Raw genomic sequence first — 25,766 nt, 5'->3', positions numbered from 1 at the left:
CGTCCAACCCGGGTTAGGCTACCCCAAACGAGCATAGGGAGTAGCTGTAATGGGATTGAAATATCTTCACACCATGGTCCGGGTGAAGGATCTGGAGGCCACGATGGCCTTCTTCCAACTTCTCGGCCTGCATGAGACCCGCCGTTGGGAAAACGAAGGCGGCCGCTTCACCCTGGTTTTCATGGCGCCTCCGGGACAAGACGAGTGCCCGGTCGAACTGACCTATAACTGGGATGGCGACGAGGGGCTGCCCTCCGACAGCCGCCATTTCGGGCATCTGGCCTATGAGGTCGACAATATCTACGAGACCTGCCAGCACCTGATGGAGGCCGGCGTCACCATCAACCGCCCGCCACGCGACGGGCATATGGCCTTCGTGCGTTCGCCCGACAACATCTCCGTTGAGCTTCTGCAATCTGGCGAGCGGCTGGCCCCGGCCGAACCCTGGGCCTCGATGGAAAACACCGGTCACTGGTGATCCGCGCTGGCCTCATCGCCCTGGGCCTCTCGCTGGCCACGCCTCTGCCACTTCATGCCCAAGCCGAGGAGCAATGCCGCTTGGCCTTGCTCCTCGGTATGGATGTCTCGGCCTCCGTCGATGAGGCGGAATATTCCTTGCAAATCAACGGGCTGATCTCCGCGCTCCTGTCTCCCGAAGTGCAGAACGGATTTCTAAACGGCCCCGGCCCCGTCGCCTTCGCCGTCTATGAATGGAGCGGACGGTTTCAGCAGGACATGCTGGTCAACTGGACGATGATCCGGACCCAAGAGGACCTCGTTAACGTCACCGAACAGATCGCGCGGGCCACACGGCAACATGCCGACTTTCCCACCGCGCTTGGCTATGCCATCGGCTTTGCCGCCGAACGCTTCGCTGAGGCCCCGCCGTGCCTGTTCCAGACGCTCGACATCTCAGGCGACGGACAAAACAATGACGGCTTCCCGCCCGAAGCCGCCTATGAGCATTTCGCGCTGAACGGGGTCACCGTGAACGGGCTGGCCATCGGCGGGGCCAGTCGCGAGATCGAGCTTTACTATGAAAGCGAAGTGATCCGCGGCCCGGGCGCCTTTGTCGAACACGCGCTCAACCACGACCATTTCGAAGAGGTCATGCGCCGCAAGCTGGAACGCGAGCTGCGGGTGATGATCCTGGGATCGCTAGAGCCAGAACCGTCCCCCGCTAGTTCCGCCAGGAACCTGAATCCGGCTGAAAATAGATAGTTTCACGCGTATTTGCGGACACGCCGGTCGGCTGACAAGTCGCAACCGCTTGATCCAGTCGGCGCGCGCTACGGGCGCGCGTGAAAAACCGCGCGTCGACCGGCACAACCTGCGATCCGACCAGAAGAGAAGCCCCCTCCAGCATATCATTGATCGAACTGCGCAGCCGCCCATCCCGCAGATAACCTGCACCACAAAGCGCCAACTGGCCATCAACGGCCACCATCGTCCAACGATACTGATAAACGGTCCCCAACCCGCCGGTAAACTGTATCTCGCCGGGGATGAACTCCGATGTCACCGGGACTTGCAGCGCCGAATTCTGCGCGCTTACCGGCGCCGCGAGCATTACGGCAATCGATACGACAACCACCTTTGAAACAACCTGCCGAAATGAACGAAACATCGTATTGAACCCTTTATCTGTCCGAAAGTCCCCAATCGGTGAGTTCATTCAAAGCCACTGTCAATTCCGATTCACCCAAACGGCGACATTAGGCCGCCCAAAAGACGTGAATTAGGAATAAACAATGGATATTTGCCCAAAGATGCAATGAACCAATAATGGCCGCCTATTTTGCCTCGGAAATCGGCAAAAGCGCCGCGCCAATCCGCCGCCCTTCGGCCAGAAGCACATTGTAGGTCCGGCAGGCCGAGGGTGACGCCATCACCTCCACCCCAATGCCAGCAGCCTCTAGTGCCGCCCGCAAATTCTCTGGGATATGCGCAATCTCTGCGCCCGTCCCGATCAGCAAAACATCTATCTCGTCCGCCGCCGCAATCAGAGGCCCTGCCGCTTCATACCCAGCCCAAGGCGCAACCCCCGAGGGCAACAACAGCGCCCCTCCGTCAATCCGTTCGCCACCGACCCGGAAAAATCCCGGCCCATAGCCGTCGATCGGCTTGCGGTCGTCATATTGCACTTCATGTAGCTGCATGCCGTTCTCCACTCACTGCCAGATCGGCAGCCCCATCACACCCGCCAAACCGATAATACCATATGCGACCCTGCGATACATAACTTCGCGATCCGGGTCGAATAGCGCCTGCCCGATCCGCGTCCCGATCCCATAGGCCGGCATCATCACCACCCCCAGCCAAAGTGCCTCCAGGCTCAACAATCCCTGAAACGCCATTTGCGGCAGGACCAGGATGCTGATCGTGGTCAGAAACACCATCGTATTGGCCCGCATCACCTCGGCCCGGCTGCCCGCGCCCAGATTGAACAGGATCACAATCGGCCCCATCAGCCCGGTCAGCCCGCCCAAAACGCCCGTGGCCGCGCCAACCCCGATGCGGGTGGCCACCCCCGGTCGCGTGGCATAGCGCCAACCCGCCATCAGCGCCGCCAAGGTCACCAAAACCGTCGTCGCAACCGCGATGCGCACCCAATCAACGTCCAAGACACGTAGCAGGTAGATCCCAAACGGCGCGCCCAGAAAGGCCGCGCCGATCAAGGTGAAGGTCGCGGATTTCTCCGCCACGCCCCAGGCGCGCGGCACCACGGTGAACAGCGACACGATTGCCGAGAGGGAAAACGCCGCTATCGCAAAGGCGGGCTCCAGCCAGATCGTTGCCAAAGGCATGAAAATCAGCGCCGAGCCGAACCCCGCAAAGCCATAGACCACCCCCGCAAGGATCGTCGTCGCCAGAACCCACACCAGCCCATCCAGGGCCAGTGCGGCGTTCAATGCCTCAGGCATCTATGTTGGAAAACTGCGTCCCGGCATTTCCATCCGGCTTCGACCAATCGCGTTTCACCCCGATCATCAAGACGACATTCTTCGCCACATAGATCGAGGAATAGGTGCCCACGATCACGCCCCAGAAAATCGCGAAGACGAAGCCGCGAATCACATCGCCACCGAGGATCAGCAGCGCTAAAAGCGCCAGAAGCGTCGTGCCACTGGTCATCAAGGTCCGGCTCAACGTCTCATTGGCGCTGAGGTTCATCACGTCGACCAGCGGCATTTTCTTGTATTTCCGCAGGTTCTCGCGCAGCCGGTCGAAAATCACCACCGTATCGTTGATCGAATAGCCGATGATCGTCAGAAGCGCCGCGATCGTCGCCAAATCGAACCGGATTTGCAGCAGCGAAAACACCCCGATGGTCAGCACCACATCGTGGATCAAGGCCGCCACCGCGCCGACCGAGAACTGCCATTCGAACCTGAGCCAGATATAGATCAAGATCGCCGCCAGCGAGATGCCGACCGCAAGCAGCGCCGTGGTGATCAACTCGCCCGAGACCTTCGGTCCGACGCTTTCCACCGAGGGGAAGGTCATCTCCGGGTCAATCGCCGCCACAAGCGCGTCCTGCACCGCATTCACCGTCTCCGGTGTCACACTCTCCTGGCCTTCTTGCGCTTGAATGCGGACCATCGCCACATGGCGACCCGCCTCAAAGGTCGGGTCGAACACTTCGGTGATCGAGACATCGCCAAGGCCCAATGGATCAAGCGCCGCGCGGTAGTCGCCCACGACCACCTCCTGCGTGCTCTCCACACGCAGCGTCGTGCCGCCCAGGAAATCGATCCCGAAATTCAGCCCCATCGCAAGCCAGATGCCAATCGACAGCACCATCGCGACGATTGAGGCACCAAATGTGACCCGCGCGAAGCGGAAGAAGTTGAAATTTGTCTCTTGGGGAACCAGGCGGAGGCGCATCTCTTAGACCTCGATTGTCTTGGGACGCCGGCGGTCAAACCAGGTCAAAATCAGCAAGCGGGTGACGTAAATCGCAGTAAAGACCGAGGTCATGATCCCGATCCCCAGTGTGACGGAGAAGCCGCGCACCGGACCGGAGCCCACGGTGAACAGAATGATCGCAATGATGAACGTCGTTAGGTTCGCGTCGATAATCGCGCTTAGCGCCCGGCTATAGCCCAGCTCAATGGCGCGCGCCGGGCCCTTCGCGGTTTTGAGTTCCTCGCGGATACGCTCAAAGACCAGCACATTGGCATCCACCGCCATCCCGATGGTCAAAACGATCCCGGCGATCCCGGGCAAAGTCAGCGTCGCCCCGATCAGGCTCAAGACGCCGAAAATCAGCCCCACATTCAGGATCAGCGCGACACTCGCGAAGATCCCAAACAGCCCATAACTGAGGATCATGAAGACCAGAACGGCCACAAAAGCGACCATCGCCGCCACCTGCCCTGCCGCGATACTGTCGGCGCCCAGTTCCGGCCCGATGGTCCGTTCCTCAAGGAAAGTCATCTCCGCGGGCAACGCCCCGGCGCGGAGCAAAATCGCCAGATCGGTCGATTCCTGCACACTGAAATTCCCGGTGATCTGCCCCGAGCCACCGGTGATCGCCTGCCGGATCACCGGCGCGGAAATCACCTCTTCATCGAGCACAATCGCAAACGGCGCACCAACATTTGCCGCCGTATACACACCGAACAGCGAGGCACCATGCGGGTTGAACCGGAAGGTGACACTCGGCTGCCCGGTCTGCGCATCAAATGCGGGCTGACTGTCCACCAGATCGTCGCCAGTGACGACCGGCGTCTGCTCCAGAATGTAGAACACGCCCTCTTCGTCGAGCGACGGATAAATCACCTGCCGCGACCCGGCCACTTCCGCGCCGTCCGTCGTCCGCCCCACCACCGGATGGAAGGTCAGCCGCGCCGTCGTCCCGATCAGCGCCTTCAACTCCTCGGCTGAGCCGATCCCCGGCACCTGGATCAACACCCGCCGCTCGCCCTGCCGCTGAATGGTCGGCTCACGTGTGCCAACCTCATCAACCCGGCGGCGCACAATCTCCACCGATTGCTGCATCGTCCGGTCCAGCGTCGCCTGCTGCTCCGCCGCGCTCAGCGTCACCGTCAGAATGTCGTTACTACCGCTCACATCCAGCGTGCTTTGCGCAATCCCGGTCAGGCTCACCACCGGCGCCGCAATCTCGCGCACTGCCGCGACCGCCGCCGCCATGCCCTCGGGCTGCGAAATCTGCACCTGCAACTCGCCAATCGGCGCGTCCTGCCGCCGGATCGTGCCAACCTCCGCACGCACCTCTCTCAGCGCATCGCGCACCTCGGGCCAGAGCGCATCCATCCGTTGCTCATAAACATCCTCAACCCGCACTTCGGCCAGCAAATGCGCCCCCCGCGCAAATCCAACCCCAGATTGACCAATGTAGCGGGCAGGAACTCGGGCCAGAGCGCCCGATCCGCCTCCAACGCATCATCCGTGGCCCCGGTCTCTTCGATCAACGCCACCGCATCATTATGCCGCTCCACCCGGTCGTAAAACAGGTTCGGCATCGCCAGAGCCAGACCAATCGCAACCACACCCCAGATCAAAACCCGGTTCCAAAGGGGGATATTCAGCATGTCGGATGGCTCCTAGCGCGAAGGATCAGGCGTTGTCGGCCGGCTCGGTTTTCGAAACAACCTGGACGATCGTCGGCCGCGCCACGCGCACCTTGACCCCCTCGGCAATCTCCACCTCAACCTCGGCGTCATCCTTAACCTTGGTCACCTTGGCATAGAGGCCGCCTTGCGTGATCACCTGATCGCCCCGGCGCAGCGCATCCACCATCGCCTTGTGTTCTTTGACTTTCTTCTGCTGCGGCCGGATCAGCAGGAAATACATGATCACGAAGATCAGGATCAGGGGCAGGAATTGGGCGAATGCACCGTCCATCAGAGGTCCTCTTGGTTGTCCAACGCGGGGCCAGCCCGCAAAATCGGCGGCACGATACGGGCCGGACCAAGGGAAGGCAATGGCCCGCCCGCCCTTTTCCGGTTCCCATAAACGGGCCTTCTGCGGCATATGGGACGCAGGGGATGAATGACAACCGGGAAAGATGTGTTGGACGAGTATCTAGAGATCACATTGCACGCCTCCGAACGGGCAACATTGGCGCTGGTGGCGCTCGCCGGGTTCCTGGCCCTCTGTTTCATTGTCTATGCCGTCCTCCCCCGCACCGGAGAAAGCCGCCTGGCGCAGCGGATCGAGGCGCTGAAATCCTGGCTCGGCATCCCGGGCGCGCCCCGCGCGGTCACAACGCTGGTCTTCGGTCTCGGCCTGATCTTCACGGCGCTTTTCGCCATCGCGGTCATCGCCGCCTTCCTCTTGATCTGGTCCGTCATCGCGGGTGGCTCTGCCGACCCCAGCACCACACCGACGCAATCCCTCGGCCTCGGCGCGCTTCTCGTCGCGCTACTCTCCGCCCCCTTCGTGATCTGGCGCAGCGTCGTGGCGCAGAAAACCGTGGATGTGACCGAACAAGGCCTGATCACCGACCGGATCAACGCCGCCGTCGAGGGGCTGGGTGCGGAAAAAACTGTGAAAGAAGTTCAGCAGTTCCCGGGTGAACCGCGCAAGTTGCCAGAATCCTCTCACAGCCCCTTCACATTCGGCTCGCAAGTCTCGATGGCCTCGGTTTTGAGGCGGCAAACAGGGGGCCCAACGAAACCCATCTTTGAGTCACTTGAACGATCCGTCCCCAACATGGAAGTCCGCATCGGCGCGATCTACGCGCTGGAACGCATCGCCCGCGAAAACCTCGATTTCCACGTCCAGATTATGGAGATCCTCTGCGCCTATATCCGCGAAAACAGCCCTGCGAATAGCGCCGAGCCACTGCATATACCGGAAATGCCGCCGGAAGAGGGAGAGAACCCGCGCGCAGCATGGGCAGACTGGAAGGAGGGATACGAAGATGAGAGCGGGGCCTGGCACGATGGCCTCAATCAGGCCCTTCAGGACCTCAAAACCCGCATCAAACCCCGCACCGACATCCAGACCACACTGGAAGTGCTCGGCCGCCGCACCCCGGCGCAGCGCGCGCGAGAGGCGGGGTGGCCCGATCCGCAAAAGGACGGGGTTTTTGTCTTCGATGCCGCCTATCCGAATACCCCACCTTACCCGGACACCGACACCCCTGAGGCGCATACATCATGGATCCAGGCCTTTGGCCGCTTCACATCGGACCAGAACGCAGCAAAGTGGACTTATGGCAGTTATCCGGGTTACCGACTCGATCTCCGCGCCACCAATCTGCAAGGTTATGACCTGCAACACCTCCATTTGAACGGCGCCCGCTTCGAGGGCGCACAGATGATGGGGGCAGACCTCTGGCTAGCACAGATGATTGGGACAGACCTCGGGCACGCGCAGATGGTGGGGGCAGACTTCGGGCACGCGCAGATGATGGCGGCAAACTTCGAGCACGCGCAGATGATGGGGGCAAACTTCGAGCACGCGCAGATGCTGGGGGCAGACCTCAGAGGCGCACAGATGCAGGGCGCAAACCTCATCGACGCGCAGATGCAGGGCGCAAACCTCAGGGACGCTCAGATGATGAGGGCAGACCCCCTTGGCGCGCAGATGCTCGGGGCAGACCTCCGGGATGCGAAGCTACCCGAAAGCCCATTTCTCTCTTTAGCTAATCTCCGAGGTGTTGCGGTGAATTCGGTAGATAAGACCATCATGGCGCGATTGAGACGATTCTGGCAGGATTTTTTCGCAGACGGCTCCGTCTCGGTCTCGCCGGAAGATCGGCCAGCCCATTGGCCGGTTTTCGAGATGGACCAAATCCAATTCGAAACCGAATGGCGCAAATGGCAGGCTGACCCGGAGGGTTACACCCCGCCCGATCCACCCGAGGACTAACCCGCACCGCGTCTGTATCAAACCCATACCACACCCATACCGGTTCCATACGCGCCATTCCCCCTTCAAACCCGCCGCCGGATCGGGCATACCGCGCCGCAACACTCTGCCCGATCAAAGGCCCGCCCCATGCATGACATCCGCGCCATTCGTGACAATCCAGACGCTTTCGACGCCGCCCTTGCGCGCCGCGATATGGCCCCGCAATCGCCCGCCCTTCTCGCCCTCGACGAAGCGCGCCGGGCCTGCATCTTGGCTGCCGAAACGGCGCTCGCCGAACGCAATGCCGCCTCGAAAGAGGTGGGTCGCGCCAAGGCCAGCGGGGACGAGGCCGAATTCGAACGCCTCCGCGCCTTAGTCGCTGAAAAGAAAGACGAAATCGCCCGCCTGGAAGACGAGGCCAAGGCCAAGGATGCGGCCCTGACCGAGGCGCTCGCGGCCCTTCCCAACCTGCCTTATGACAGCGTCCCCGATGGCGAGGACGAAGACGATAACGAGGAAATCCACCGCCACGGCAGCCCGCGCAATTTCAGCTTCACGCCGAAAGAGCATTACGAGCTGGCCGCCACCCAGGACGGCATGGATTTCGAGGTGGCCGCCAAGCTTTCCGGCAGCCGTTTCGTCCTCCTGAACGGCGGAATTGCCCGTCTTCACAGGGCTTTAGCGCAATTCATGCTCGACACCCACACCAGCGAAAACGGCCTCACCGAAGTCAACGCCCCGGTCCTGGTCCGCGACGAAATGATGTATGGCACCGGGCAATTGCCGAAATTCGGCGAGGACAGCTATCAGACCACCAATGGCTGGTGGCTGATCCCCACCTCCGAGGTCAGCCTGACCAATATCGTCAACGGCATGATCATCGAGGAAAGCTATCTGCCCCGCCGCTACACCACCCATTCGCTGTGCTTCCGGTCCGAGGCCGGCAGCGCGGGCCGCGACACCTCCGGTATGTTGCGTCAGCACCAGTTCGAGAAGGTCGAAATGGTCTCGATCACCCATCCCGATCATTCCGATGCGGAACTGGAGCGGATGACCAAATGCGCCGAGGGCATCTTGGAGAAACTCGGCCTGCCCTACCGCACCGTGATCCTCTGCACCGGCGATATGGGCTTCGGCGCGCGCCGCACACACGATATCGAGGTCTGGCTGCCCGGCCAAAACACCTATCGCGAGATCAGCTCCTGCTCCACCTGCGGCGATTTCCAGGCCCGTCGGATGAATGCGCGCTTCCGTCCCGAAGGCGGCGGCAAGCCGGAATTCGTCCATACCCTGAACGGCTCCGGCCTCGCCGTTGGGCGTTGCCTCATCGCGGTTCTGGAAAACGGTCAGGAGGAGGACGGCTCCGTCACCCTGCCTGAGGTCCTGCACCCCTATCTCGGCGGCAAAACCCGGATCGACGCGGGAGGCGCCCTTGTCTGACATCGAAAACCCCGAAGACCCGAATGACGGCGCCAAGCTGAAGGCGATCCTCATCGTCTGCGCGGCCCTGGCCTTCGCCGCCGCGCCGCTGATGACGCAGCCCTTCACCGGCTTCGATCCCGATGCGTTCCCGAACCCAACGCCGCCTTTGCCGCTGCAACCGGCAGGCTATGCCTTTTCCATCTGGGGCGTGATCTATGCCTGGCTGATCGCGTCCGCCTTCTATGGGCTGGTCAAACGCGATGTCGATCCGGGATGGGACGCCACCCGTTGGCCGCTCTTCATCAGCCTCGCCGTGGGCGCCAGCTGGATTGGCGTGGCGCAACTGAACCCGGTGATCGCGACGCTCCTGATCTTCGTGATGCTCGGCGGTGCCGTCTTTGCCATGGCCCGTGCGCCGCACACCGACACGTGGCTCTGTGCCGCCCCCTCGGGCTCTACGCGGGCTGGCTGACGGCGGCGAGTTTCGTCGCGGCGATGACCACCCTGACAGGCTGGACCGGGATCGGCCCGGGCGCGGCCAGTTGGCTTGGGCTGATCGCCATCGGCGCGCTTGGCATCGCGATCCTGCGGCTCCGCCCACCGGTCACCTATGCGGTGGCGCTGGATTGGGCGCTGGTCGGCGTCGCCGTCTCGGTCTTCACCAGTGACCCATTCAACCTGCCCTTCGCCGTCGGTGTCATCGCCGCCTTCGCAGCGATTGCGCTTGGATATGTCCGGGGTCTGCAAAGGGGCTAAGCACCCTTCTTCCTGATCACACATGCAGCACGCCCGCCAAGGGCGTGACATCTGAGTTGCAGGTGCAGACTTCCCATCCATCTGGCCTTTACCCCACCCCTCTGGCAAAGCTATGGCACTGAGGCAAGATAGAAGCAGGATCGGGGCGGGCTTATGCGCATTCTCATCACCAATGACGACGGCATCAACGCCCCCGGCCTGAAAGTCCTCGAAGCCATCGCCACCGAAGTCGCGGGCCCGGGTGGCGAGGTTTGGACGGTCGCGCCCGCCTTCGAACAATCCGGCGTCGGGCACTGCATCTCTTATGTCTCGCCCACAATGATCGCCGAGCTTGGGCCGCGCCGCTATGCCGCCGAAGGGTCGCCCGCCGATTGCGTCTTGGCGGGCCTCTACGATGTCTTGAAAGACAATCCACCCGATCTGGTCCTCTCTGGCGTCAACCGGGGCAACAATTCCGCCGAAAACGTGCTCTATTCCGGCACCATCGGCGGCGCGATGGAGGCCGCTTTGCAAGGCCTGCCCGCCATCGCGCTCAGCCAATATTACGGGCCCGGCAACGCCCATCTTGACGACCCGTTCGAGGCCACGGTTGAACATGGCGCGGGCCTGGTCCGCGCCCTCGTCGATCAGGGCCATTGGGACAAAGCCGATTACCGGATTTTCTACAATGTGAACTTCCCGCCGACCCCGGCGGCCGGGGTCAAAGGCCATAAGGTCGTCTCGCAAGGGTTCCGCACCGAAACCTTCTTCGGGATGGACGCGCATATCGCCCCCAATGGCCGCCGCTTTCTCTGGATCACCGGCGGGCCGCAGCATATCCCGACCGCGCCGGGCACCGACGCCCATGCCAATCTCGACGGGTTTATCTCGATCACCCCGCTGCGCGCCGATCTGACGGCGCATGAGGCGCTTGATGATCTGAAAGCCGCCCTGGAATGATCAGATGACCACCGAAGCCGAGCGCAAAATGCAATTCCTCTTCGCCCTTCGGTCAAAGGGCGTGACGGATCAGCGGACGCTTGGCGCGATGGAAAAGGTCGACCGGGGTGATTTCGTCCGCGGTCATTTCGAAGACCGGGCCTATGACGACATGCCACTGCCGATCTCTTGCGGGCAAACCATCTCGCAACCCTCGGTTGTGGGTCTGATGACGCAAGCGCTGAATGTGCAACCGCGCGATAAGGTGCTCGAGGTCGGCACCGGCTCCGGCTATCAGGCCGCCGTGCTGAGCCACCTTGCGCGCCGGGTCTATACAATGGACCGACACCGGGTGCTGATCCGGGAGGCCGAAAAACGGCTAGCCGCGCAAAACATCACCAATGTGACCGTGATGGCCGGGGATGGCTGCTTTGGTATGCCGGAACAGGCCCCTTTCGACCGGATTCTAGTTACCGCCGCCGCCGAAGACCCGCCCGGGCCGCTTTTGGCCCAACTCAAAGAGGGCGGCATCATGGTCGTGCCCGTGGGTCAATCCGATGCGGTGCAAAGTTTGATCAAGGTCACGCGCGGGCCAGATGGGCTGCATTATGATGAGTTGTTGCCGGTGCGCTTCGTCCCCCTGCTCGAAGGCATGGCGACAGATTAGACCGCGCCTGGGGCTGGCGTTAACCTTGCATTTTGGTGTAAAAGCTATGCAAAAGGCGCGCGAGACTCCGGAAAAAATCGGGGCAGAGACGCGCCAATGGCGCGATGATCATTTGAGGACACCCGAGCAATGCCCGCCCCCAGATTTCTTATGCTTGGCCTTTGTCTGCCGCTTCTTGCCGGCTGTGCCGACGCGATCAGCGATTTTGATTTCGATTTTCGCAATAATGCGATTTCGAACGCGGCACCCGGGTCCGAGACGGCCCCAAGACCCGAAGCCGATGCAAACGGCCTGATCACCTATCCGAATTATCAGGTTGCGGTGGCCCGTCGGGGCGACACGATGCAAAGCTTGGCGGCCCGGCTTGGGCTGGACGCGCAAGAGCTCGCGACATTCAACGGACGCAACGTGACCGATACACTCCGCGCCGATGAGATCGTCGCCCTGCCCCGCCGCGTGACCTCGGTTGGCGGCACCACCGGGACCAACATCACCTCAATCGCATCGGCCGCAATTGATGAGGCCGACGCCAACCGCCCAGCCACGGCGGTCGCGGTGCAAGGCGGCGCGGAGCCGGTGCGACACCGCGTGACCCGAGGCGAGACAGCCTATTCCGTGGCCCGGCTCTATGGCGTGTCAGTCCGGGCGCTTGCCGAATGGAACGGGCTGGGGCCCGATTTGTCCGTACGCGAAGGCCAATACCTGATCATCCCCTTGGTGATTGAGGAGGCCGGACCGATCGAGGATGCAGCGGCACCAGGCGCGTCGATCACCCCTGTGCCCCCCTCCGCATCCGAGCCCTTGCCTGAGCCGATCACCTCCGCGCCCCTGCCAGACACACCCGATCTGACCGACACCGCGCAACCGGCGGCTGAGCCCGCAACACCCGCCCCTGTGGCCAACCGGTCCCAGATGCAGCGCCCCGTTGCGGGATCGATCATCCGGCCCTTCTCGTCGAGCAATGAAGGGATCGACATCGCCGCCGCGACCGGCACCGCCGTTCAGGCCGCAGCCGATGGCGAAGTCGCCGCGATCACCCGCGACACCGATCAGATTCCGATCCTGGTCATCCGGCATCCGAACAACCTGCTGACGGTTTACGCCAATATCCAGAACATCCGGGTGGAGCGCGGCGACACTATCTCGCGCGGCCAAACGGTGGCCGATGTGGGTCCGGGCGATCCGTCCTTCCTGCATTTCGAGGTTCGGCGCGGCTTCGAAGCGGTCGACCCGAACGACTTCATCAACTGAAGAGGGGGCGGCGCGCGTCACGCCCCCTGAACGGGAGCCCTCCTCGCCCCGCACGGGGGCATGCCCCCGCAAGCCACGATGGCACCGGCCTCTCGCCTGTTCCAATCGCCCATGTACGGCGCGGCCAGACCAGCAAACCCTCCGGCCCTGAGGGTTTAACATCCGCGCACGCACCCTTATCTTCGAATTGTTAACCCTTTCTTTTTTGCCCCGGTCTGGCAGAATGCGGACCCCGAGGGGCTTCGGATCGACCTTGTCAGACCAAGGGAGGTAGGAAGATGTGGGACCGCATCTTGGATCATATGCTGGGTGGCTTTGTCACCACAGGGACGCTTTTTGTCACCTATCCTAATGGAATCGAAAGAAAATATGGCTCAGAGACGGGCCCGGTCAGCCGCATCACATTCCATGATCCGGCGCTGATCCGTCGCCTGGTCTTGAGCACCGAGCTGGCTCTGGGTGAGGCCTATATGGACGGCCAAATGACCATCGCCCAGGATGATTTGGAGGGGTTTCTGACCCTCATCGTCCGCAATGCCGCGCGCTCCAAAGGGCTCTGGTGGCGGAAAGCCGCTCTTGGGCTGCGCCGCACTCGGCGGGCTTTTGACCAATGGAACCCGGCGCATCGCGCCCGCCAAAATGTCGCCCATCACTACGATCTATCGTCAAAACTCTACGACCTTTTCCTCGACGACGACCGGCAATACTCTTGCGCCTATTTCACCCGGCCCGATCTGTCGCTGGAAGAGGCGCAGGAGGCCAAGAAACACCACATCGCGGGCAAGCTGCTGCTTCCAGCCCGATATGGAGGTGTTCGAGATCGGCTGTGGCTGGGGCGGCCTCGGCCTTACCCTGGCGCGCGACTATGGCGTCCGCGTCCTCGGCGTGACGCTCTCCGAAGAACAGCACCGGATCGCCACGGACCGCGCCGCGCAAGCGGGCCTCGCCGACCGGGTGCGCTATGAGCTTCGCGACTATCGCTCGGTCACCGGCACCTTCGACCGGATCGTTTCGGTTGGGATGTTCGAACATGTGGGCGTGCCACATTACCGGGAATACTTCTCCCACGCCTATGATCGGTTGAAACCCGACGGCGTGGCACTGATCCACACCATTGGCCGCGCCGCGCCGCCAGGCAGCACAAGCCCCTGGATCACCAAATACATCTTCCCCGGCGGCTATGTCCCGGCTTTGTCGGAAATGTCGAAAGCGATGGAGAAAACCGGCCTCTACCCCACCGATCTGGAGGTCTGGCGGCTGCATTATGCCGAAACCCTGAAACACTGGCATGACCGGTTCACCGCTCGCGAGGCCGAAGCCGAAGCCCTCTATGATGCGCGTTTCACCCGCATGTGGCGCTACTATTTGAAAGCGTCGGAACTGACCTTCCGGTACCACCGGCAATGCGTCTTCCAACTGCAACTGGCCAAACACCAGCAGGCTGTGCCGCTGACGCGGGACTATCTCTATGCGGGCAGCCACCGTCGCCAACGGCACGCTGCCGAATAGACGCGCGGCTCCCCGCCCAATCGTGCCAGATAGACGCGACCCGTCGACGGCCATGCGCCAACCATCATACCGGCTCCACGACGCCTGCCACCTGCGGCACGCGATCCGATGCCCCCTTCCGGGGTTGCGCCCCCACGCCCGCTGACTATAACGCGGACAGTTTGCTTGGGCCTTGGGGAATGACATGCCAAAAAGAACCGATATCACCTCCATCATGATCATCGGTGCCGGGCCCATCGTCATCGGCCAAGCCTGCGAGTTTGACTATTCCGGCGCCCAAGCCTGCAAGGCGCTGCGCGAAGAAGGCTACCGGGTCATCCTGGTCAACTCCAACCCGGCGACGATCATGACCGACCCCGGCCTCGCGGACGCCACTTATATCGAGCCGATCACCCCCGAGGTCGTGGCCAAGATCATCGAGAAGGAACGCCCCGACGCGCTCCTGCCGACCATGGGCGGACAAACCGGCCTCAACACCTCTCTCGCGCTCGAAGAAGCAGGTGTTCTGGAGAAATTTGGCGTCGAGATGATCGGCGCCAAACGCCCCGCGATCGAGATGGCCGAGGATCGCAAACTCTTCCGCGAAGCGATGGACCGGATCGGTTTGGAAAACCCCAAAGCGACAATTGTCAGCGCGCCAAAGCTGGATACTGGCAAGTACGACATCGCCGCGGGTTTGCAATCGGCCATCGACGCCATCGAATATGTCGGCCTGCCCGCGATCATCCGCCCCGCCTTCACGCTCGGCGGGACTGGCGGCGGCGTGGCCTATAACCGCGAGGAATATGAGCATTTCTGCCGCTCCGGGCTTGAGGCCTCGCCGGTCGCCCAGATCCTGATCGATGAAAGCCTGCTTGGCTGGAAAGAATATGAGATGGAGGTGGTCCGCGACAAGGCGGACAACGCGATCATCGTCTGTGCCATCGAAAATGTGGACCCGATGGGCGTGCATACCGGCGACTCGATCACTGTCGCGCCGGCCCTGACGCTCACCGACAAGGAATACCAGATCATGCGCAACGGCTCGATTGCCGTTCTGCGTGAGATCGGGGTGGAGACCGGCGGCTCCAACGTGCAATGGGCGGTGAACCCCGCCGATGGCCGCATGGTCGTGATCGAGATGAACCCGCGCGTGTCGCGCTCTTCGGCGCTGGCCTCGAAAGCCACCGGCTTCCCGATTGCCAAAATCGCCGCGAAACTTGCCGTGGGCTACACGCTGGATGAGTTGGACAATGACATCACCAAGGTCACACCGGCCAGCTTCGAGCCGACCATCGATTATGTCGTGACCAAAATCCCCCGCTTCGCCTTCGAGAAATTCCCCGGCTCCGAGCCCTATCTGACCACCGCGATGAAATCCGTGGGCGAGGCGATGTCCATCGGGCGGAGCTTCCATGAGTCGGTGCAAAAGGCGCTCGCCAGCATGGAAACCGGGCTCACAGGCTTCGACGAGATCGACATTCCCGGCGCCCCCGATCCGGCGGCGATCACCAAAGCGCTCAGCGCCCAGACCCCCGACCGGCTCCGCGTCATCGCGCAAGCCATGCGGCATGGCCTCTCGGATGACGAAATCCAAGCGGTGACCAGCTTCGACCCCTGGTTCCTGGCCCGCATCCGCGAGATCATCGACGCCGAGGAAGCGGTCCGCGCGGACGGCCTACCCGGTGACGAAGCCGGGTTGCGCGGCCTGAAAATGATGGGTTTCACCGATGCCCGCCTGGCCAAACTCACCGGCCGGACCGAAGCCTCGATCCGCGCCGACCGCGTGGCCCAAGGGGTCACCGCCGTCTTCAAACGCATCGACACCTGCGCCGCCGAGTTCGAAGCGCAAACACCCTATATGTATTCCACCTATGAGGCCCCTGTGATGGGCGAGGTGGAATGCGAGGCCCGCCCCTCCGACGCCAAGAAAGTCGTCATCCTCGGCGGCGGCCCGAACCGGATCGGCCAGGGGATCGAGTTCGATTATTGCTGCTGTCACGCCTGTTTCGCGCTGACCGATGCGGGCTACGAGACCATCATGGTCAACTGCAACCCCGAGACCGTTTCGACCGATTACGACACCTCCGACCGGCTCTATTTCGAACCGCTCACCTTCGAGCATGTGATGGAAATCCTCCGCGTCGAGCAGGAAAACGGCACGCTCCACGGCGTTATCGTCCAATTCGGCGGCCAGACCCCGCTGAAACTCGCCAATGCGCTGCATGACGCGGGCATCCCGATCCTCGGCACCACGCCCGACGCCATCGACCTGGCAGAAGATCGCGAGCGTTTCCAGCAACTGGTCCAGCGTCTCGGCCTGAAACAACCGCAAAACGCCATCGCCACCACCGATGCCGAGGCCAAAGCCGCCGCCGAACAACTCGGCTACCCGCTGGTCATCCGCCCGTCTTACGTGCTCGGCGGCCGCGCGATGGAGATCGTCCGCGACACCGCGCAGCTTGACCGCTACATCGCCGAGGCCGTGGTCGTTTCCGGCGACAGCCCCGTGCTGCTTGACAGCTACCTCTCCGGCGCGACCGAGGTCGATGTCGACGCGCTCTCCGATGGCACAGAAGTCCACGTCGCCGGCATCATGCAACATATCGAAGAGGCCGGCGTCCACTCAGGCGACAGCGCCTGCTCGCTCCCGCCCCACACGCTATCTGACGAGATCATCGCCGAGATCACCCGCCAGACCGAAGCGCTCGCCAAAGCGCTCAACGTCGTCGGCCTGATGAACATCCAATTCGCCGTGAAAGGCGACGACATCTACCTGATCGAGGTCAACCCCCGCGCCTCGCGCACTGTGCCCTTCGTCGCCAAAGCCACGGAAGCGCCATCGCCTCCATCGCCGCTCGCCTCATGGCCGGCGAGCCGCTCTCCAGCTTCCCGCTCACCCCGCGACAGAAACCCGTCCCCGACGATGTCGACCTGCCCCAGGCCGACCCGATGACGCTGGCCGATTTCCGCACCCAATGGTTCTCGGTCAAAGAGGCCGTTATGCCCTTTGCCCGCTTCCCCGGCGTCGACACGATCCTCGGCCCCGAAATGCGCTCCACCGGCGAGGTCATGGGCTGGGACCGCACCTTCCCCCGTGCCTTCCTGAAAGCGCAACTGGGCGCGGGCACCACGCTCCCCGACCAGGGCACCGTATTCCTCTCGATCAAAGATGACGACAAAACCCCGCATCTGATCGAGACCGCGAAAACCCTCACCGATCTGGGCCTAACCATCCTCGCCACCCGCGGCACGGCCAGCTTCCTCGCGGAGCATGACATCGCCTCGGATGTGGTGAACAAAGCCTATGAAGGCGGGCGCACGATTGTGGACATCATGAAAGACGGCCATGTGGCCCTGGTGATGAATACCACCGAAGGCGCACAAGCGGTGGAAGACAGCCGCTCCATGCGCGCCGTCGCTTTGTATGACAAGATCCCCTATTTCACCACCCTAGCCGCCAGCCACGCTGCCGCGCTGGCGATGAAAGCCGCGCGGGAAGGGGAGTTGGGCGTGAGGTCGCTGCAGGGGTGAGCGGCGTCCCGGAAACGCTCCATTGGAGCGTTTCAGCCACGAACGGGCGGAGCCCCGAAGAAACGCGCCGCTGGACGTTTCAAGCGGACAGCGTACTGCAGCCGAGAAGCCTCGGCACAGCGCACCGAACCAACGCAACAGAAGGGCCGCGCCCTTCCTCGGGTGGGCGCACCAACATCTGATCGACGCCCTTTATCGCGCGCCCTCTGACCGGTGCCGAGACGGCACGCGACATCGCCAATGCGCCCTCCCGGCGGGAGGGAGGGCGCGGCCCGGCGGGCTTCGCCCTTGTTCCGGGCCAAGGGTGGGGCGTGAGATTGCGGTCGGTTGGTCAAGAATTTCGCCATCTTTGAGCCAGCCACGAGGCAGCGCTGGCGATGAAAGCGGCTGGGAGTTAGGGGTGGGTCTTTGTATGGGTGGTGCCGCAACGACCCCGCCAGAAAGTCTTTCTTTTAGATGTGAGAGCCACATGACCCTGTGGATAACTGGATCATAGCGATCCATTTTCACCCTGGGCACCACATGTTGACCCATTGGAAGTGCTCGCATCTAAATGCTGATGGGCGCCAAGCAGAATGTGTGGATTTCCTGTTGACAACCCACATCATGTTGTGTCACCTTGACCGCAAGCAGACGAGATGGTCGTATTACGACTATTTGTTGGGCTTTTTCCTTGACAGCACACATTCGCTACGCCACGCTTATCGTGACGTTGGGATTCTAATAGCGACGCCGCCAAGGCGGCCATGCCAAGGCGGCGTCTGAATCCGAATCCGCCACTGAACTAGAAGGTCGCGGCGGGCACCCGGTTTCGTAGGCGGGAGTGAATCAACTCCCAAGCGGTGAGTCAACAAGCGGCCTTCGTTTTTTGGAAGGAGGCACGTTGATGCCGAACTACTATAGGAACCGAAACGCGCAGAACGACGGCTATCATGAAGTCCACGTGGACGATGGGAGCTGTTCCAAACCTCCTTTGGTGGAGAACCGTCAGCCACTTGGGTGGCATGCCAATTGCGCAGATGCCGTGAGGCATGCCAAGTCCACTTACGGGCCGAACTCAGACGGCTGCAAACTCTGCATTCCTGCTTGCCACACGAGATAGGAGCAGAAAATGGCTACTAACCCACCCTCCGGTGACGGCAAGCGCATTGGCGCTGTCCGTGGCCGGTCTCAAACCCAGGCACCAAACGGAAACTGGGTGAAGCGTGACACCAAGACGGGCCGCTTCATGGACCAAAAAACCTCTTCGCCGAAGCCCTTCAAGGGCGTTCGCAAAGAGAAGTAAGCAATCGAGGGGGGCGTAAGTCGCCCCTCACCTCTCCCGCTTCAGCCGCTCCCGCCGCCTCACCTTCCCCTCCATCTCCCCAAACGCCACCCGCTCCGTCCCGACGGCCAGCCCCTCGCGATACGCATCCTTCGTGTCGTCGCCTTTCAGCAACCCCATGAGCTTGGCGTGCATGAAGCTGCGCAGCACATCATTCATCCGCGGCTGATACCCCGGCCCCATCGACTTGAACCATTTCACCACATCCTCATCGACGGACATCGTGATCTTCACCTTTTTGCTTTCCCGCCGCTGGCTGATTTCATGCCAGTCCTGCGGGATGCGCAGATGGGTGGCGATCTTGTGGTGCATGTCCCATTCGAACCGGGCCATCGCCTCCATCATGTAATAGTGGTCATAACGCTGCCGTTTGGTCAGCGGCTTGTCGTCAAACGGGTCCATCGCGCCGCTCCTTTGCCTCTGCGGAGCGTCAGACTCTCGCAAATTTCCTAAAATTGCGTGGATGGGTTCGCGTATGTATCGGTTCCATACCAAAACCATACCGGTTCCATATCTTGACCTCGGGCCAAAATCGGGCGCATTTGGACCGTCAAGGAGAGAGCCAGATGTATCAGCCCGCGATCACCGGAACCGGCGTGTTCACCCCCTCGGAAATCATCACCAATGACGAGCTTGTGGCCGCGTTTAATGCCTATGTGGAGCGCTACAACGCTGAAAACGCGGATAAAATCGCGGCGGACGAGGTCGAGGCGAAGGAACCAAGCTCCGCTGAGTTCATCCTCGCGGCTTCCGGCATTGAGCAGCGCTATGTCCTTGATAAGACGGGCGTTTTAGACCCCGCCGTGATGCATCCCTGGCTTCGGGAGCGCGCCGACGACGAACCCGGCCAAATGGCGGAAATGGCGCTCGACGCTTGCACCCAAGCCCTTGAAATGGCGGGCAAAACCGCCGAGGATGTGGGCGCCGTGATCTGCGCCGCCTCGAACCACGAACGCGCCTATCCCGCGATTGCCATCGAGATCCAGAATCTTCTTGGAATCCAAGGCTTTGCCTTCGATATGAACGTCGCCTGTAGCTCCGCCACCTTCGGCATCCAAGCCGCCGCCGATATGGTGAAATCCGGCAGTATTTCCAGTGCCTTAGTGGTCAATCCAGAGATCTGCTCCGCCCATCTCGAATGGCGCGACCGCGATTGCCATTTTATCTTCGGCGACGTCTGTACCGCCGTGTTGATCGAGCGGGCCGAAGACGCTAAAGGCCCGCATTTCTTGATAAAATCCACCCGCTGCGCGACCCAGTTCTCGAACAATATCCGCAACAACAACGGCTATCTGCGCCGCACCCGCAAAGGCCAGATGGAAGATCGCCGCGACATGCAATTCATGCAGAACGGTCGCAAAGTCTTCAAAGAGGTCCTGCCCCTCGTCTCTAAACACATCGCCGCACATATGGCCGAGGAAAACATCGCCGCCGCCGACCTCAAACGCCTGTGGCTCCACCAGGCAAACAAGACGATGAACGACTATATCGGCAAAAAAGTCCTGGGCCGCGACCCGCACCCCGGCGAGCAGCCCAACATCTTGCAAGACTATGCCAACACCTCGAGCGCTGGCTCGATCATCGCGTTTTCCAAATATTCCAATGACTTGCAGAGCGGCGACACTGGTCTGATCTGCTCGTTCGGCGCGGGCTATTCCGTCGGCTCGGTGATCGTCGAACGCGCCTAACCCGCGGTTTCTTCTTCCAAGTGCAGCTTCATCTCAAGCAGCACCTTTTGGATCTCCAGCGTCTCCCGCAAGAGTCGTTTCGCCTCGTTGATCGTGATCACCCCGTCCTCAATCGACTGGTGATACTCCCCCATCAACATCGCAAACCGCTGGCTCAGCGCGACAACATCGGCATTCACACCGCCCTCGCCGCCCTCATTGCGGCGCGTCTCATCATAGCTCAGCGTGATGCCCCTGAGATCCGCCAAAGCTGTCGTCACATGCGGGAACCGCGCCGCGCCCTCAAGGGCGGCAACCGCATCAACCGGCATGAACCGGTCGCTATGTTCCGGCGCATCAGAAAAATAGCGACCCAAGGTTGCCTTCGATTTCCCGGTCAGCTCGCAGGCCGCCGCAAACCCCACATCCTTTATCAGCGCCTCGGTGTGTTTCTTCAGGTAGCTTCCCACGTGATTACCCCCGCCCCCTCATTGGCTATCTTGGGGAAACCAAATCGCTTTTTCCCATGATGGTCAATCGCCGCCGCTGCGACACTCTCCTTGCTCGGAACGAGTTTCGGGCGCGTCACCAGTGATCGGTCACTGTACCGGGCCGATTGGGTGGGGGTTCGTCGTCGCGGCCAATCCGGCTCTGGCCGGGGTCTCGTCGCAACTTGCGGCGGACCCTTTCCTGAGACCGCTTTCCCCTTTCGCGACCGGGTTGGCTAGTGGCATTTCGAAACAGCCGGAACGGCGAGAACCCCTACCCTACGCGTCTCTTGCATGCGCCTCCGGGCTGAGGCACATCTAACCTCATGGCCAAGCTCTACTTTCACTATTCGACCATGAATGCGGGGAAATCGACCCTGCTTCTGCAAGCCTCCTACAACTATATTGAACGCGGGATGCAGACCTATTTGCTGACCGCGAATTTCGATGATCGGGCCGGAACCGGCCAAATCGGGAGTCGGATCGGGATCAGCGCGGAGGCCGACACCTATACGCAAGCTGATGATCTCTTTGCCAAAATCGACACGCGCCTGAAACAAGGACCATGCGCTTGTGTGCTGATCGACGAAGCACAATGGATGACTCGCGACCAAGTTTGGCAGTTGGCCCGTGCCGTCGATGATCTGGGTGTACCGGTGATGTGCTACGGCCTACGCGTCGATTTCCAGGGCGAACTTTTCCCCGGGTCCGCAGCACTTCTGGCGCTTGCCGATGAAATGCGCGAGGTGCGCACGATTTGCCATTGTGGGCGCAAGGCCACCATGGTGATCCGGGTCGATGAAAGCGGCAAAGCCGTAACCCAGGGCGCGCAGATCGAAGTCGGTGGCAATGACCGGTACATCTCACTCTGCCGACGCCATTGGCGTGAGGAGATCGGTGACGGTCCGTCCAAGGCTGTCCTCGACTGAGGAGGAGTCCGCGTCTCAGCCCCGATGCCACAGATTGTATGACCTCGGCACGACCAGTGCGCTCTTAAACCGGGTTTGGTAGCGCCCGACCCTCCTCAAACGCAATGGCATTTTCGAGTGCCATCCGGCCCATATTCTCGCGCACCTCAAGCGCCGCCGTGCCCAGATGCGGCAACAGGGTCACGTTTTCCATTGCCTTCAGCGCGTCGGGGACCTGCGGTTCGAACTCATAGACATCGAAGCCCGCCCCGGCGATCTGACCCGCCTGGAGCGCCGCGATCAAAGCCCTCTCATCAATCACATCGCCCCGCGCAATGTTCACCAGAATCGCATGAGACCGCATGGCGGAGAGCGCTTCCGCGTCAATGAAATGATGCGTCTCGGCGCTGGCCGAGAGACCCAAGACGACGATATCCGCCGCCGCCATCGCCTCAGCCAAGGGCAACCTTTCCGCCCGGAAATCCAGCGTCTTCTCGGACCGGTTCGCATAAACGATCCGACAACCGAACCCGAAGTGGCACCGCCGCGCGATGGCTTGGCCGATCCGCCCCATACCGATGATCGCGACGGTCTTGCCGGTTACATGCAAACCCAACATCTGCGTTGGGTGCCAGCCGGTCCAGGCCCCCGCGCGCACCATCCGCTCCCCTTCGCCCGCCCGCCGGGCGGTCATCAAGATCAGCGTCAACGCGATATCCGCCGTCGCATCCGTCACCGCGCACGGCGTGTTGGTCACAGCCACCCCTGCGGCACCGGCGGCGGCCACATCGATATGATTATAGCCAACGCCGAAATTGGCGAGCAGCTTACAACGTGGCTCGGCCACGGCGGCGAAAACCTCGGCATTAAACCCATCTCCCAAGGTCGGGATCACCACGTCTTGCTCGGTCAGGGCCGCGATGCATTCGGTCTTGGACATCGGTCGGTCTCCGGCGCGATCTGTCAAATCGAACCGGGCCGCCGCCTCGGCCATCACGGCATCAGGCAACCGGCGGGAAATCAGCAGTTTCATCAATGCATCCTTTGACCGTTTTCCACCGCCTGATCCGGCGCGAGCAAGACAATCCCACCCTCAGCATCAGAGACACCCAGTATCAGCACGTCCGACCGCATCGGTCCAATCTGCCGCGGTGGGAAATTCACCACGCCCATCACCTGGCGACCAATCAAAGTCTCCGGCGTGTAATGGGAGGTGATCTGGGCGGAAGACTTCTTTTCACCAAGCTCAGGGCCAAAATCCACCCAGAGTTTGATGGCTGGTTTGCGGGCTTCCGGGAAGGGCTCGGCGCGCGTCACGGTCCCGACGCGGATGTCGACTTTCAGGAACTCATCGAAGCTGAGATCAGACATTTGGATTACCCTTTCAACTCGCGCGAGCGTGCGGCCGCCGCGCCCACCGTGGCCTCGATCAACGGGGAGAGACCGGTTGCGGCATCCATCAAGACCTCAAGCCCGGCTTGGGTCGTGCCATTGGGCGAGGTGACGTTGATGCGGAGCTGTTCCGGGGTCTCGTCGGCGGACATGGCGAGCGCCCCTGCCCCGGCGACCGTCGCTTTGGCCAATTGCATCGCCATGTCATCGGGCAGGCCCTCGGCTCGGGCCGCAGCCGCAAGCGCGTCAATCATATAGAAGATATAAGCCGGGCCAGAACCCGACACACCTGTGACCGCATCGATCTGTTCTTCGGTATCGAGCTTCACCACATCTCCAATCGCCGACAGCAGTGCCGCCGCCAGATCGACATCCGCAGCGTCGCTCGCCGCGTTGCCGATGATCGCGGTGATCCCTTGGCCAATGGCCGCAGGCGTGTTTGGCATCGCTCGGATGATCCGGCTCGCCGCGCCCAAGACCTCTTCGAAATAAGCAATTGGCGTTCCCGCCGCGACGGAGAGGATCAAAGTGTCGCCACCGCCGAAGGGCGCAAGTTGCGGCAGCGCCTCGGCCATCATCTGCGGTTTGACGGCGACCAGGGCGACAGCGGGAGACGTTGGCAGATCGGCGTTAACCTGTACCCCACGAGCTGCCAGCCACTCCGCCGGAAAGGGGTCGATCACCCAAACCTTTTCCGGTGGCAGCCCTTCTGACAGCCACCCCTCCAGCATCGCTGAACCCATCTTGCCGCAGCCCAGCATCACCAGGCCGCGGCGCTTTACATCGTTGAAATCCATGGAGCCTCCGGCGTCATCCGCCGAGGAGATTAGGCGCGGCCATAACTCTCCGCAATGGCCACCTGCATCGCTTCCGACGGCGTGGAGTTACCCCAACAGGCCAGCTGGAAAGCGGGGTAATAGCGTTCCGCCGCCAAAACCGCCGTCTCCACCATGCAGCCGATCTGCTCCGGGCTTGCCAGTTGCTCGCCAGCCAGCACAAGCCCGTAGCGATACACCATCAACCGTTGCACGTGCCAGTAGCTGAACGCGCCGGCCCAGCATTTGTCATTGGCCAGGTTCAGCGTTTCATAGAGCTTTGGCAGGCTTTCTTCCGGCGGCTCCATGTCAAAGGTGCAAATCATCCGCAGGGTTTCATCGTAAGAAGACCAGGCCAGGGTTACCGAATAGGTGCGCCATTGGCCCTCTATGGCCATGGCGATCTGATCATCGGCGACACGGTCGAAATCCCAATCGTGATGGGTCGCGATCGTCTCGACAATGTCGATCGGATGGATGTCGTCGGTTTCGATATACTGCTCGGAAAGTGACATTGCCCAGGCCTCTTTATTGTTGGCAGCCTCGGCGGGGCCTGGTCTTTTCGACCATGACGCCCACTAGAAGCTGGGTGTCTTACCTATGGGTCGCCGAGATATTCCCGACCCCATACTAGATATGGTGGTCCGTATCCTCGGACCTGTAAAGCAGTATTTTTACGAAATGATGCAATCAAGCGCCCAATGACGCGCTATCCACAGGAAATCACGATCAATCAACAGCTTTGATTAAGAAGCAGAATTCTGCGCGCCCCGGCCCATTTCGATCTTGTCGCCCTCATAGGCATGGATCGTCATTCCAACCCGCAAACCGATGATCGCGCAGAGGCTTGCCGCCAAGAGCGAATGCCACCATGGCACCCCGGCCAGCACGTCAGCGCTCAGAAATGCGGGCGAGAGCATTGGTAGGACCGAAACGAGCTGGCCGATCCCCAAACCCGGTATTGTTGTCACGCCGAATGCGCCGACAAAGGCGAACCCACTGATCCAAAGTGGCCACCCCCAGGGTCGCTGGCGGCGTGCAGCGCTCAAGACCAAACGCCCTAGCAAAACTGCGACAGAAACCCCCGGCAACCAGATCAGGAAACTTACACCAGCTGTCAGGAAAAACCCGAACAATGCCGCCAAAACCGACCCAGAGCCGGTATACATCAAACTCACCATGAACAACTGAACAGCGACCGCGCCACCCGTCCAGAGCGCCCCGGTGACGGACGCCCGAAAGAGAGTATGCGCCAAGGAGGGCGCGAGCGTTTCGGTGGCTTTCGCGATAATCATGCCCTGGATGTAAG

The 25,766-nt window shown here is 61.6% G+C and carries 24 protein-coding genes and 3 pseudogenes; 14 read left to right on the top strand and 13 right to left on the bottom strand.

Annotated features, from left to right (window positions below; genetic code table 11):
* Positions 1–49: 49 nt before the first annotated feature.
* The gene (locus tag QTA57_RS09440) at positions 50–478 is read left to right on the top strand and encodes a VOC family protein (protein ID WP_171561693.1); all 429 of its coding nucleotides are present in this window, start codon (positions 50–52) and stop codon (positions 476–478) included.
* Positions 475–1,221: a DUF1194 domain-containing protein gene (locus tag QTA57_RS09435; protein ID WP_290151213.1), complete on the top strand. Its 747-nt coding sequence runs from the start codon at positions 475–477 to the stop codon at positions 1,219–1,221. Before QTA57_RS09440 ends, QTA57_RS09435 begins: the two co-directional genes overlap by 4 nt.
* Here the strand turns inward: QTA57_RS09435 and QTA57_RS09430 are convergent.
* The 6 genes and pseudogenes from QTA57_RS09430 to yajC form a co-directional block, all read right to left on the bottom strand.
* Complete coding sequence (locus QTA57_RS09430) at positions 1,181–1,627, bottom strand: hypothetical protein (protein WP_290151212.1); 447 nt, start codon at positions 1,625–1,627, stop codon at positions 1,181–1,183. The two genes, QTA57_RS09435 and QTA57_RS09430, sit on opposite strands and share 41 nt — an antisense overlap.
* 166 nt (positions 1,628–1,793) lie before the next feature.
* Positions 1,794–2,159, bottom strand: a complete 366-nt coding sequence (locus QTA57_RS09425; RefSeq protein WP_290151211.1) for an Mth938-like domain-containing protein — start codon at positions 2,157–2,159, stop codon at positions 1,794–1,796.
* 12 nt (positions 2,160–2,171) lie between these two features.
* The gene (locus QTA57_RS09420; RefSeq protein WP_290151210.1) at positions 2,172–2,924 is read right to left on the bottom strand and encodes a sulfite exporter TauE/SafE family protein; all 753 of its coding nucleotides are present in this window, start codon (positions 2,922–2,924) and stop codon (positions 2,172–2,174) included.
* The gene (gene secF / locus QTA57_RS09415) at positions 2,917–3,888 is read right to left on the bottom strand and encodes a protein translocase subunit SecF (RefSeq protein ID WP_290151209.1); all 972 of its coding nucleotides are present in this window, start codon (positions 3,886–3,888) and stop codon (positions 2,917–2,919) included. Before secF ends, QTA57_RS09420 begins: the two co-directional genes overlap by 8 nt.
* A 3-nt stretch (positions 3,889–3,891) precedes the next feature.
* Positions 3,892–5,558: pseudogene (gene secD, locus QTA57_RS09410) on the bottom strand (protein translocase subunit SecD).
* 25 nt (positions 5,559–5,583) lie between these two features.
* Complete coding sequence (yajC, locus tag QTA57_RS09405; protein ID WP_145216183.1) at positions 5,584–5,871, bottom strand: preprotein translocase subunit YajC; 288 nt, start codon at positions 5,869–5,871, stop codon at positions 5,584–5,586.
* 147 nt (positions 5,872–6,018) lie between these two features.
* On the opposite strand from yajC, the gene QTA57_RS09400 reads away from it, so the two are divergent.
* The 10 genes and pseudogenes from QTA57_RS09400 to carB all read left to right on the top strand — a co-directional run bounded on the left by QTA57_RS09400 (position 6,019) and on the right by carB (position 17,863).
* Positions 6,019–7,845 carry a pentapeptide repeat-containing protein gene (locus tag QTA57_RS09400; RefSeq protein ID WP_290151208.1) on the top strand — a complete coding sequence of 609 codons (1,827 nt, stop codon included), beginning with the start codon at positions 6,019–6,021 and terminating at the stop codon, positions 7,843–7,845.
* A 129-nt stretch (positions 7,846–7,974) separates the two neighbouring features.
* Complete coding sequence (gene serS / locus QTA57_RS09395; RefSeq protein WP_290151207.1) at positions 7,975–9,267, top strand: serine--tRNA ligase; 1,293 nt, start codon at positions 7,975–7,977, stop codon at positions 9,265–9,267.
* Entirely contained in the window at positions 9,260–9,721 is a 462-nt protein-coding gene (locus QTA57_RS09390; protein WP_290151206.1) for a hypothetical protein, read from the top strand. The genes serS and QTA57_RS09390 overlap by 8 nt, the downstream gene beginning before the upstream one ends.
* A 23-nt stretch (positions 9,722–9,744) precedes the next feature.
* Positions 9,745–10,005 (top strand): hypothetical protein, encoded by a 261-nt coding sequence (locus tag QTA57_RS09385; RefSeq protein WP_290151205.1) that lies wholly within the window; start codon positions 9,745–9,747, stop codon positions 10,003–10,005.
* Positions 10,006–10,158: 153 nt separating this feature from the next.
* Positions 10,159–10,944 (top strand): 5'/3'-nucleotidase SurE, encoded by a 786-nt coding sequence (gene surE / locus QTA57_RS09380; RefSeq protein ID WP_290151204.1) that lies wholly within the window; start codon positions 10,159–10,161, stop codon positions 10,942–10,944.
* A 4-nt stretch (positions 10,945–10,948) separates the two neighbouring features.
* Positions 10,949–11,590 carry a protein-L-isoaspartate(D-aspartate) O-methyltransferase gene (locus QTA57_RS09375; protein WP_290151203.1) on the top strand — a complete coding sequence of 214 codons (642 nt, stop codon included), beginning with the start codon at positions 10,949–10,951 and terminating at the stop codon, positions 11,588–11,590.
* A gap of 129 nt (positions 11,591–11,719) precedes the next feature.
* Positions 11,720–12,841, top strand: a complete 1,122-nt coding sequence (locus tag QTA57_RS09370) for a peptidoglycan DD-metalloendopeptidase family protein (protein WP_290151202.1) — start codon at positions 11,720–11,722, stop codon at positions 12,839–12,841.
* A gap of 278 nt (positions 12,842–13,119) precedes the next feature.
* Positions 13,120–13,575, top strand: a pseudogene (locus QTA57_RS18415) (DUF7884 domain-containing protein); the annotation flags it as partial.
* Between the two features lie 70 nt (positions 13,576–13,645).
* Positions 13,646–14,350, top strand: coding sequence for a cyclopropane-fatty-acyl-phospholipid synthase family protein (locus QTA57_RS18410; RefSeq protein WP_330696675.1), 705 nt, complete (start codon positions 13,646–13,648; stop codon positions 14,348–14,350).
* 184 nt (positions 14,351–14,534) lie between these two features.
* Positions 14,535–17,863: pseudogene (gene carB / locus QTA57_RS09360) on the top strand (carbamoyl-phosphate synthase large subunit).
* Positions 17,864–19,175: 1,312 nt separating this feature from the next.
* On the opposite strand, the gene QTA57_RS09355 reads toward carB, so the two are convergent.
* Positions 19,176–19,589, bottom strand: coding sequence for a BrnA antitoxin family protein (locus tag QTA57_RS09355; protein ID WP_290151201.1), 414 nt, complete (start codon positions 19,587–19,589; stop codon positions 19,176–19,178).
* 164 nt (positions 19,590–19,753) lie between these two features.
* On the opposite strand from QTA57_RS09355, the gene QTA57_RS09350 reads away from it, so the two are divergent.
* Complete coding sequence (locus tag QTA57_RS09350) at positions 19,754–20,875, top strand: beta-ketoacyl-ACP synthase III (RefSeq protein WP_290151200.1); 1,122 nt, start codon at positions 19,754–19,756, stop codon at positions 20,873–20,875.
* Here the strand turns inward: QTA57_RS09350 and QTA57_RS09345 are convergent.
* Positions 20,872–21,324: a hypothetical protein gene (locus QTA57_RS09345; protein WP_145216146.1), complete on the bottom strand. Its 453-nt coding sequence runs from the start codon at positions 21,322–21,324 to the stop codon at positions 20,872–20,874. The two genes, QTA57_RS09350 and QTA57_RS09345, sit on opposite strands and share 4 nt — an antisense overlap.
* A 344-nt stretch (positions 21,325–21,668) precedes the next feature.
* Between QTA57_RS09345 and QTA57_RS09340 the strand changes: the two genes are divergently transcribed.
* Complete coding sequence (locus QTA57_RS09340) at positions 21,669–22,271, top strand: thymidine kinase (RefSeq protein ID WP_290151198.1); 603 nt, start codon at positions 21,669–21,671, stop codon at positions 22,269–22,271.
* Positions 22,272–22,335: 64 nt separating this feature from the next.
* On the opposite strand, the gene QTA57_RS09335 is transcribed toward QTA57_RS09340, so the two are convergent.
* The 5 genes from QTA57_RS09335 to QTA57_RS09315 all read right to left on the bottom strand — a co-directional run bounded on the left by QTA57_RS09335 (position 22,336) and on the right by QTA57_RS09315 (position 25,752).
* The gene (locus QTA57_RS09335) at positions 22,336–23,283 is read right to left on the bottom strand and encodes a 2-hydroxyacid dehydrogenase (RefSeq protein WP_290151196.1); all 948 of its coding nucleotides are present in this window, start codon (positions 23,281–23,283) and stop codon (positions 22,336–22,338) included.
* Positions 23,283–23,621: a tRNA-binding protein gene (locus QTA57_RS09330; protein ID WP_290151194.1), complete on the bottom strand. Its 339-nt coding sequence runs from the start codon at positions 23,619–23,621 to the stop codon at positions 23,283–23,285. The genes QTA57_RS09335 and QTA57_RS09330 overlap by 1 nt, the downstream gene beginning before the upstream one ends.
* 5 nt (positions 23,622–23,626) lie before the next feature.
* Positions 23,627–24,439: a pyrroline-5-carboxylate reductase gene (gene proC, locus QTA57_RS09325; RefSeq protein ID WP_290151192.1), complete on the bottom strand. Its 813-nt coding sequence runs from the start codon at positions 24,437–24,439 to the stop codon at positions 23,627–23,629.
* A 29-nt stretch (positions 24,440–24,468) separates the two neighbouring features.
* Entirely contained in the window at positions 24,469–24,972 is a 504-nt protein-coding gene (locus tag QTA57_RS09320) for a type III secretion system chaperone family protein (RefSeq protein ID WP_290151190.1), read from the bottom strand.
* A gap of 231 nt (positions 24,973–25,203) precedes the next feature.
* A complete protein-coding gene (locus QTA57_RS09315; RefSeq protein WP_290151189.1) occupies positions 25,204–25,752 on the bottom strand; it encodes a hypothetical protein in 549 nt (182 codons plus the stop codon).
* Between the last annotated feature and the right edge of the window lie 14 nt (positions 25,753–25,766).

The organism is Fontisubflavum oceani, assembly GCF_030407165.1.
Lineage (GTDB): Bacteria > Pseudomonadota > Alphaproteobacteria > Rhodobacterales > Rhodobacteraceae > Rhodophyticola > Rhodophyticola oceani.
The sequence above is the reverse complement of the archived record's forward strand: the minus strand, read 5'-3'. Positions and strand labels throughout refer to the sequence as shown.

Bases quoted from the DNA above. Each gene is read 5' to 3' on its own strand.
- QTA57_RS09340 (WP_290151198.1), top strand. From the start codon at position 21,669: ATGGCCAAGCTCTACTTTCACTATTCGACCATGAATGCGGGGAAATCG.
- QTA57_RS18410 (WP_330696675.1), top strand. From the start codon at position 13,646: ATGGAGGTGTTCGAGATCGGCTGTGGCTGGGGCGGCCTCGGCCTTACC.
- QTA57_RS09315 (WP_290151189.1), bottom strand. From the start codon at position 25,752: ATGATTATCGCGAAAGCCACCGAAACGCTCGCGCCCTCCTTGGCGCAT.
- QTA57_RS09330 (WP_290151194.1), bottom strand. From the start codon at position 23,621: ATGTCTGATCTCAGCTTCGATGAGTTCCTGAAAGTCGACATCCGCGTC.
- QTA57_RS09420 (WP_290151210.1), bottom strand. From the start codon at position 2,924: ATGCCTGAGGCATTGAACGCCGCACTGGCCCTGGATGGGCTGGTGTGG.
- QTA57_RS09425 (WP_290151211.1), bottom strand. From the start codon at position 2,159: ATGCAGCTACATGAAGTGCAATATGACGACCGCAAGCCGATCGACGGC.
- QTA57_RS09370 (WP_290151202.1), top strand. From the start codon at position 11,720: ATGCCCGCCCCCAGATTTCTTATGCTTGGCCTTTGTCTGCCGCTTCTT.
- QTA57_RS09385 (WP_290151205.1), top strand. From the start codon at position 9,745: ATGACCACCCTGACAGGCTGGACCGGGATCGGCCCGGGCGCGGCCAGT.
- QTA57_RS09375 (WP_290151203.1), top strand. From the start codon at position 10,949: ATGACCACCGAAGCCGAGCGCAAAATGCAATTCCTCTTCGCCCTTCGG.
- secF (WP_290151209.1), bottom strand. From the start codon at position 3,888: ATGCGCCTCCGCCTGGTTCCCCAAGAGACAAATTTCAACTTCTTCCGC.
- QTA57_RS09350 (WP_290151200.1), top strand. From the start codon at position 19,754: ATGTATCAGCCCGCGATCACCGGAACCGGCGTGTTCACCCCCTCGGAA.
- proC (WP_290151192.1), bottom strand. From the start codon at position 24,439: ATGGATTTCAACGATGTAAAGCGCCGCGGCCTGGTGATGCTGGGCTGC.
- QTA57_RS09440 (WP_171561693.1), top strand. From the start codon at position 50: ATGGGATTGAAATATCTTCACACCATGGTCCGGGTGAAGGATCTGGAG.
- QTA57_RS09430 (WP_290151212.1), bottom strand. From the start codon at position 1,627: ATGTTTCGTTCATTTCGGCAGGTTGTTTCAAAGGTGGTTGTCGTATCG.
- QTA57_RS09400 (WP_290151208.1), top strand. From the start codon at position 6,019: ATGACAACCGGGAAAGATGTGTTGGACGAGTATCTAGAGATCACATTG.
- QTA57_RS09335 (WP_290151196.1), bottom strand. From the start codon at position 23,283: ATGAAACTGCTGATTTCCCGCCGGTTGCCTGATGCCGTGATGGCCGAG.
- QTA57_RS09320 (WP_290151190.1), bottom strand. From the start codon at position 24,972: ATGTCACTTTCCGAGCAGTATATCGAAACCGACGACATCCATCCGATC.
- serS (WP_290151207.1), top strand. From the start codon at position 7,975: ATGCATGACATCCGCGCCATTCGTGACAATCCAGACGCTTTCGACGCC.
- yajC (WP_145216183.1), bottom strand. From the start codon at position 5,871: ATGGACGGTGCATTCGCCCAATTCCTGCCCCTGATCCTGATCTTCGTG.
- QTA57_RS09355 (WP_290151201.1), bottom strand. From the start codon at position 19,589: ATGGACCCGTTTGACGACAAGCCGCTGACCAAACGGCAGCGTTATGAC.
- surE (WP_290151204.1), top strand. From the start codon at position 10,159: ATGCGCATTCTCATCACCAATGACGACGGCATCAACGCCCCCGGCCTG.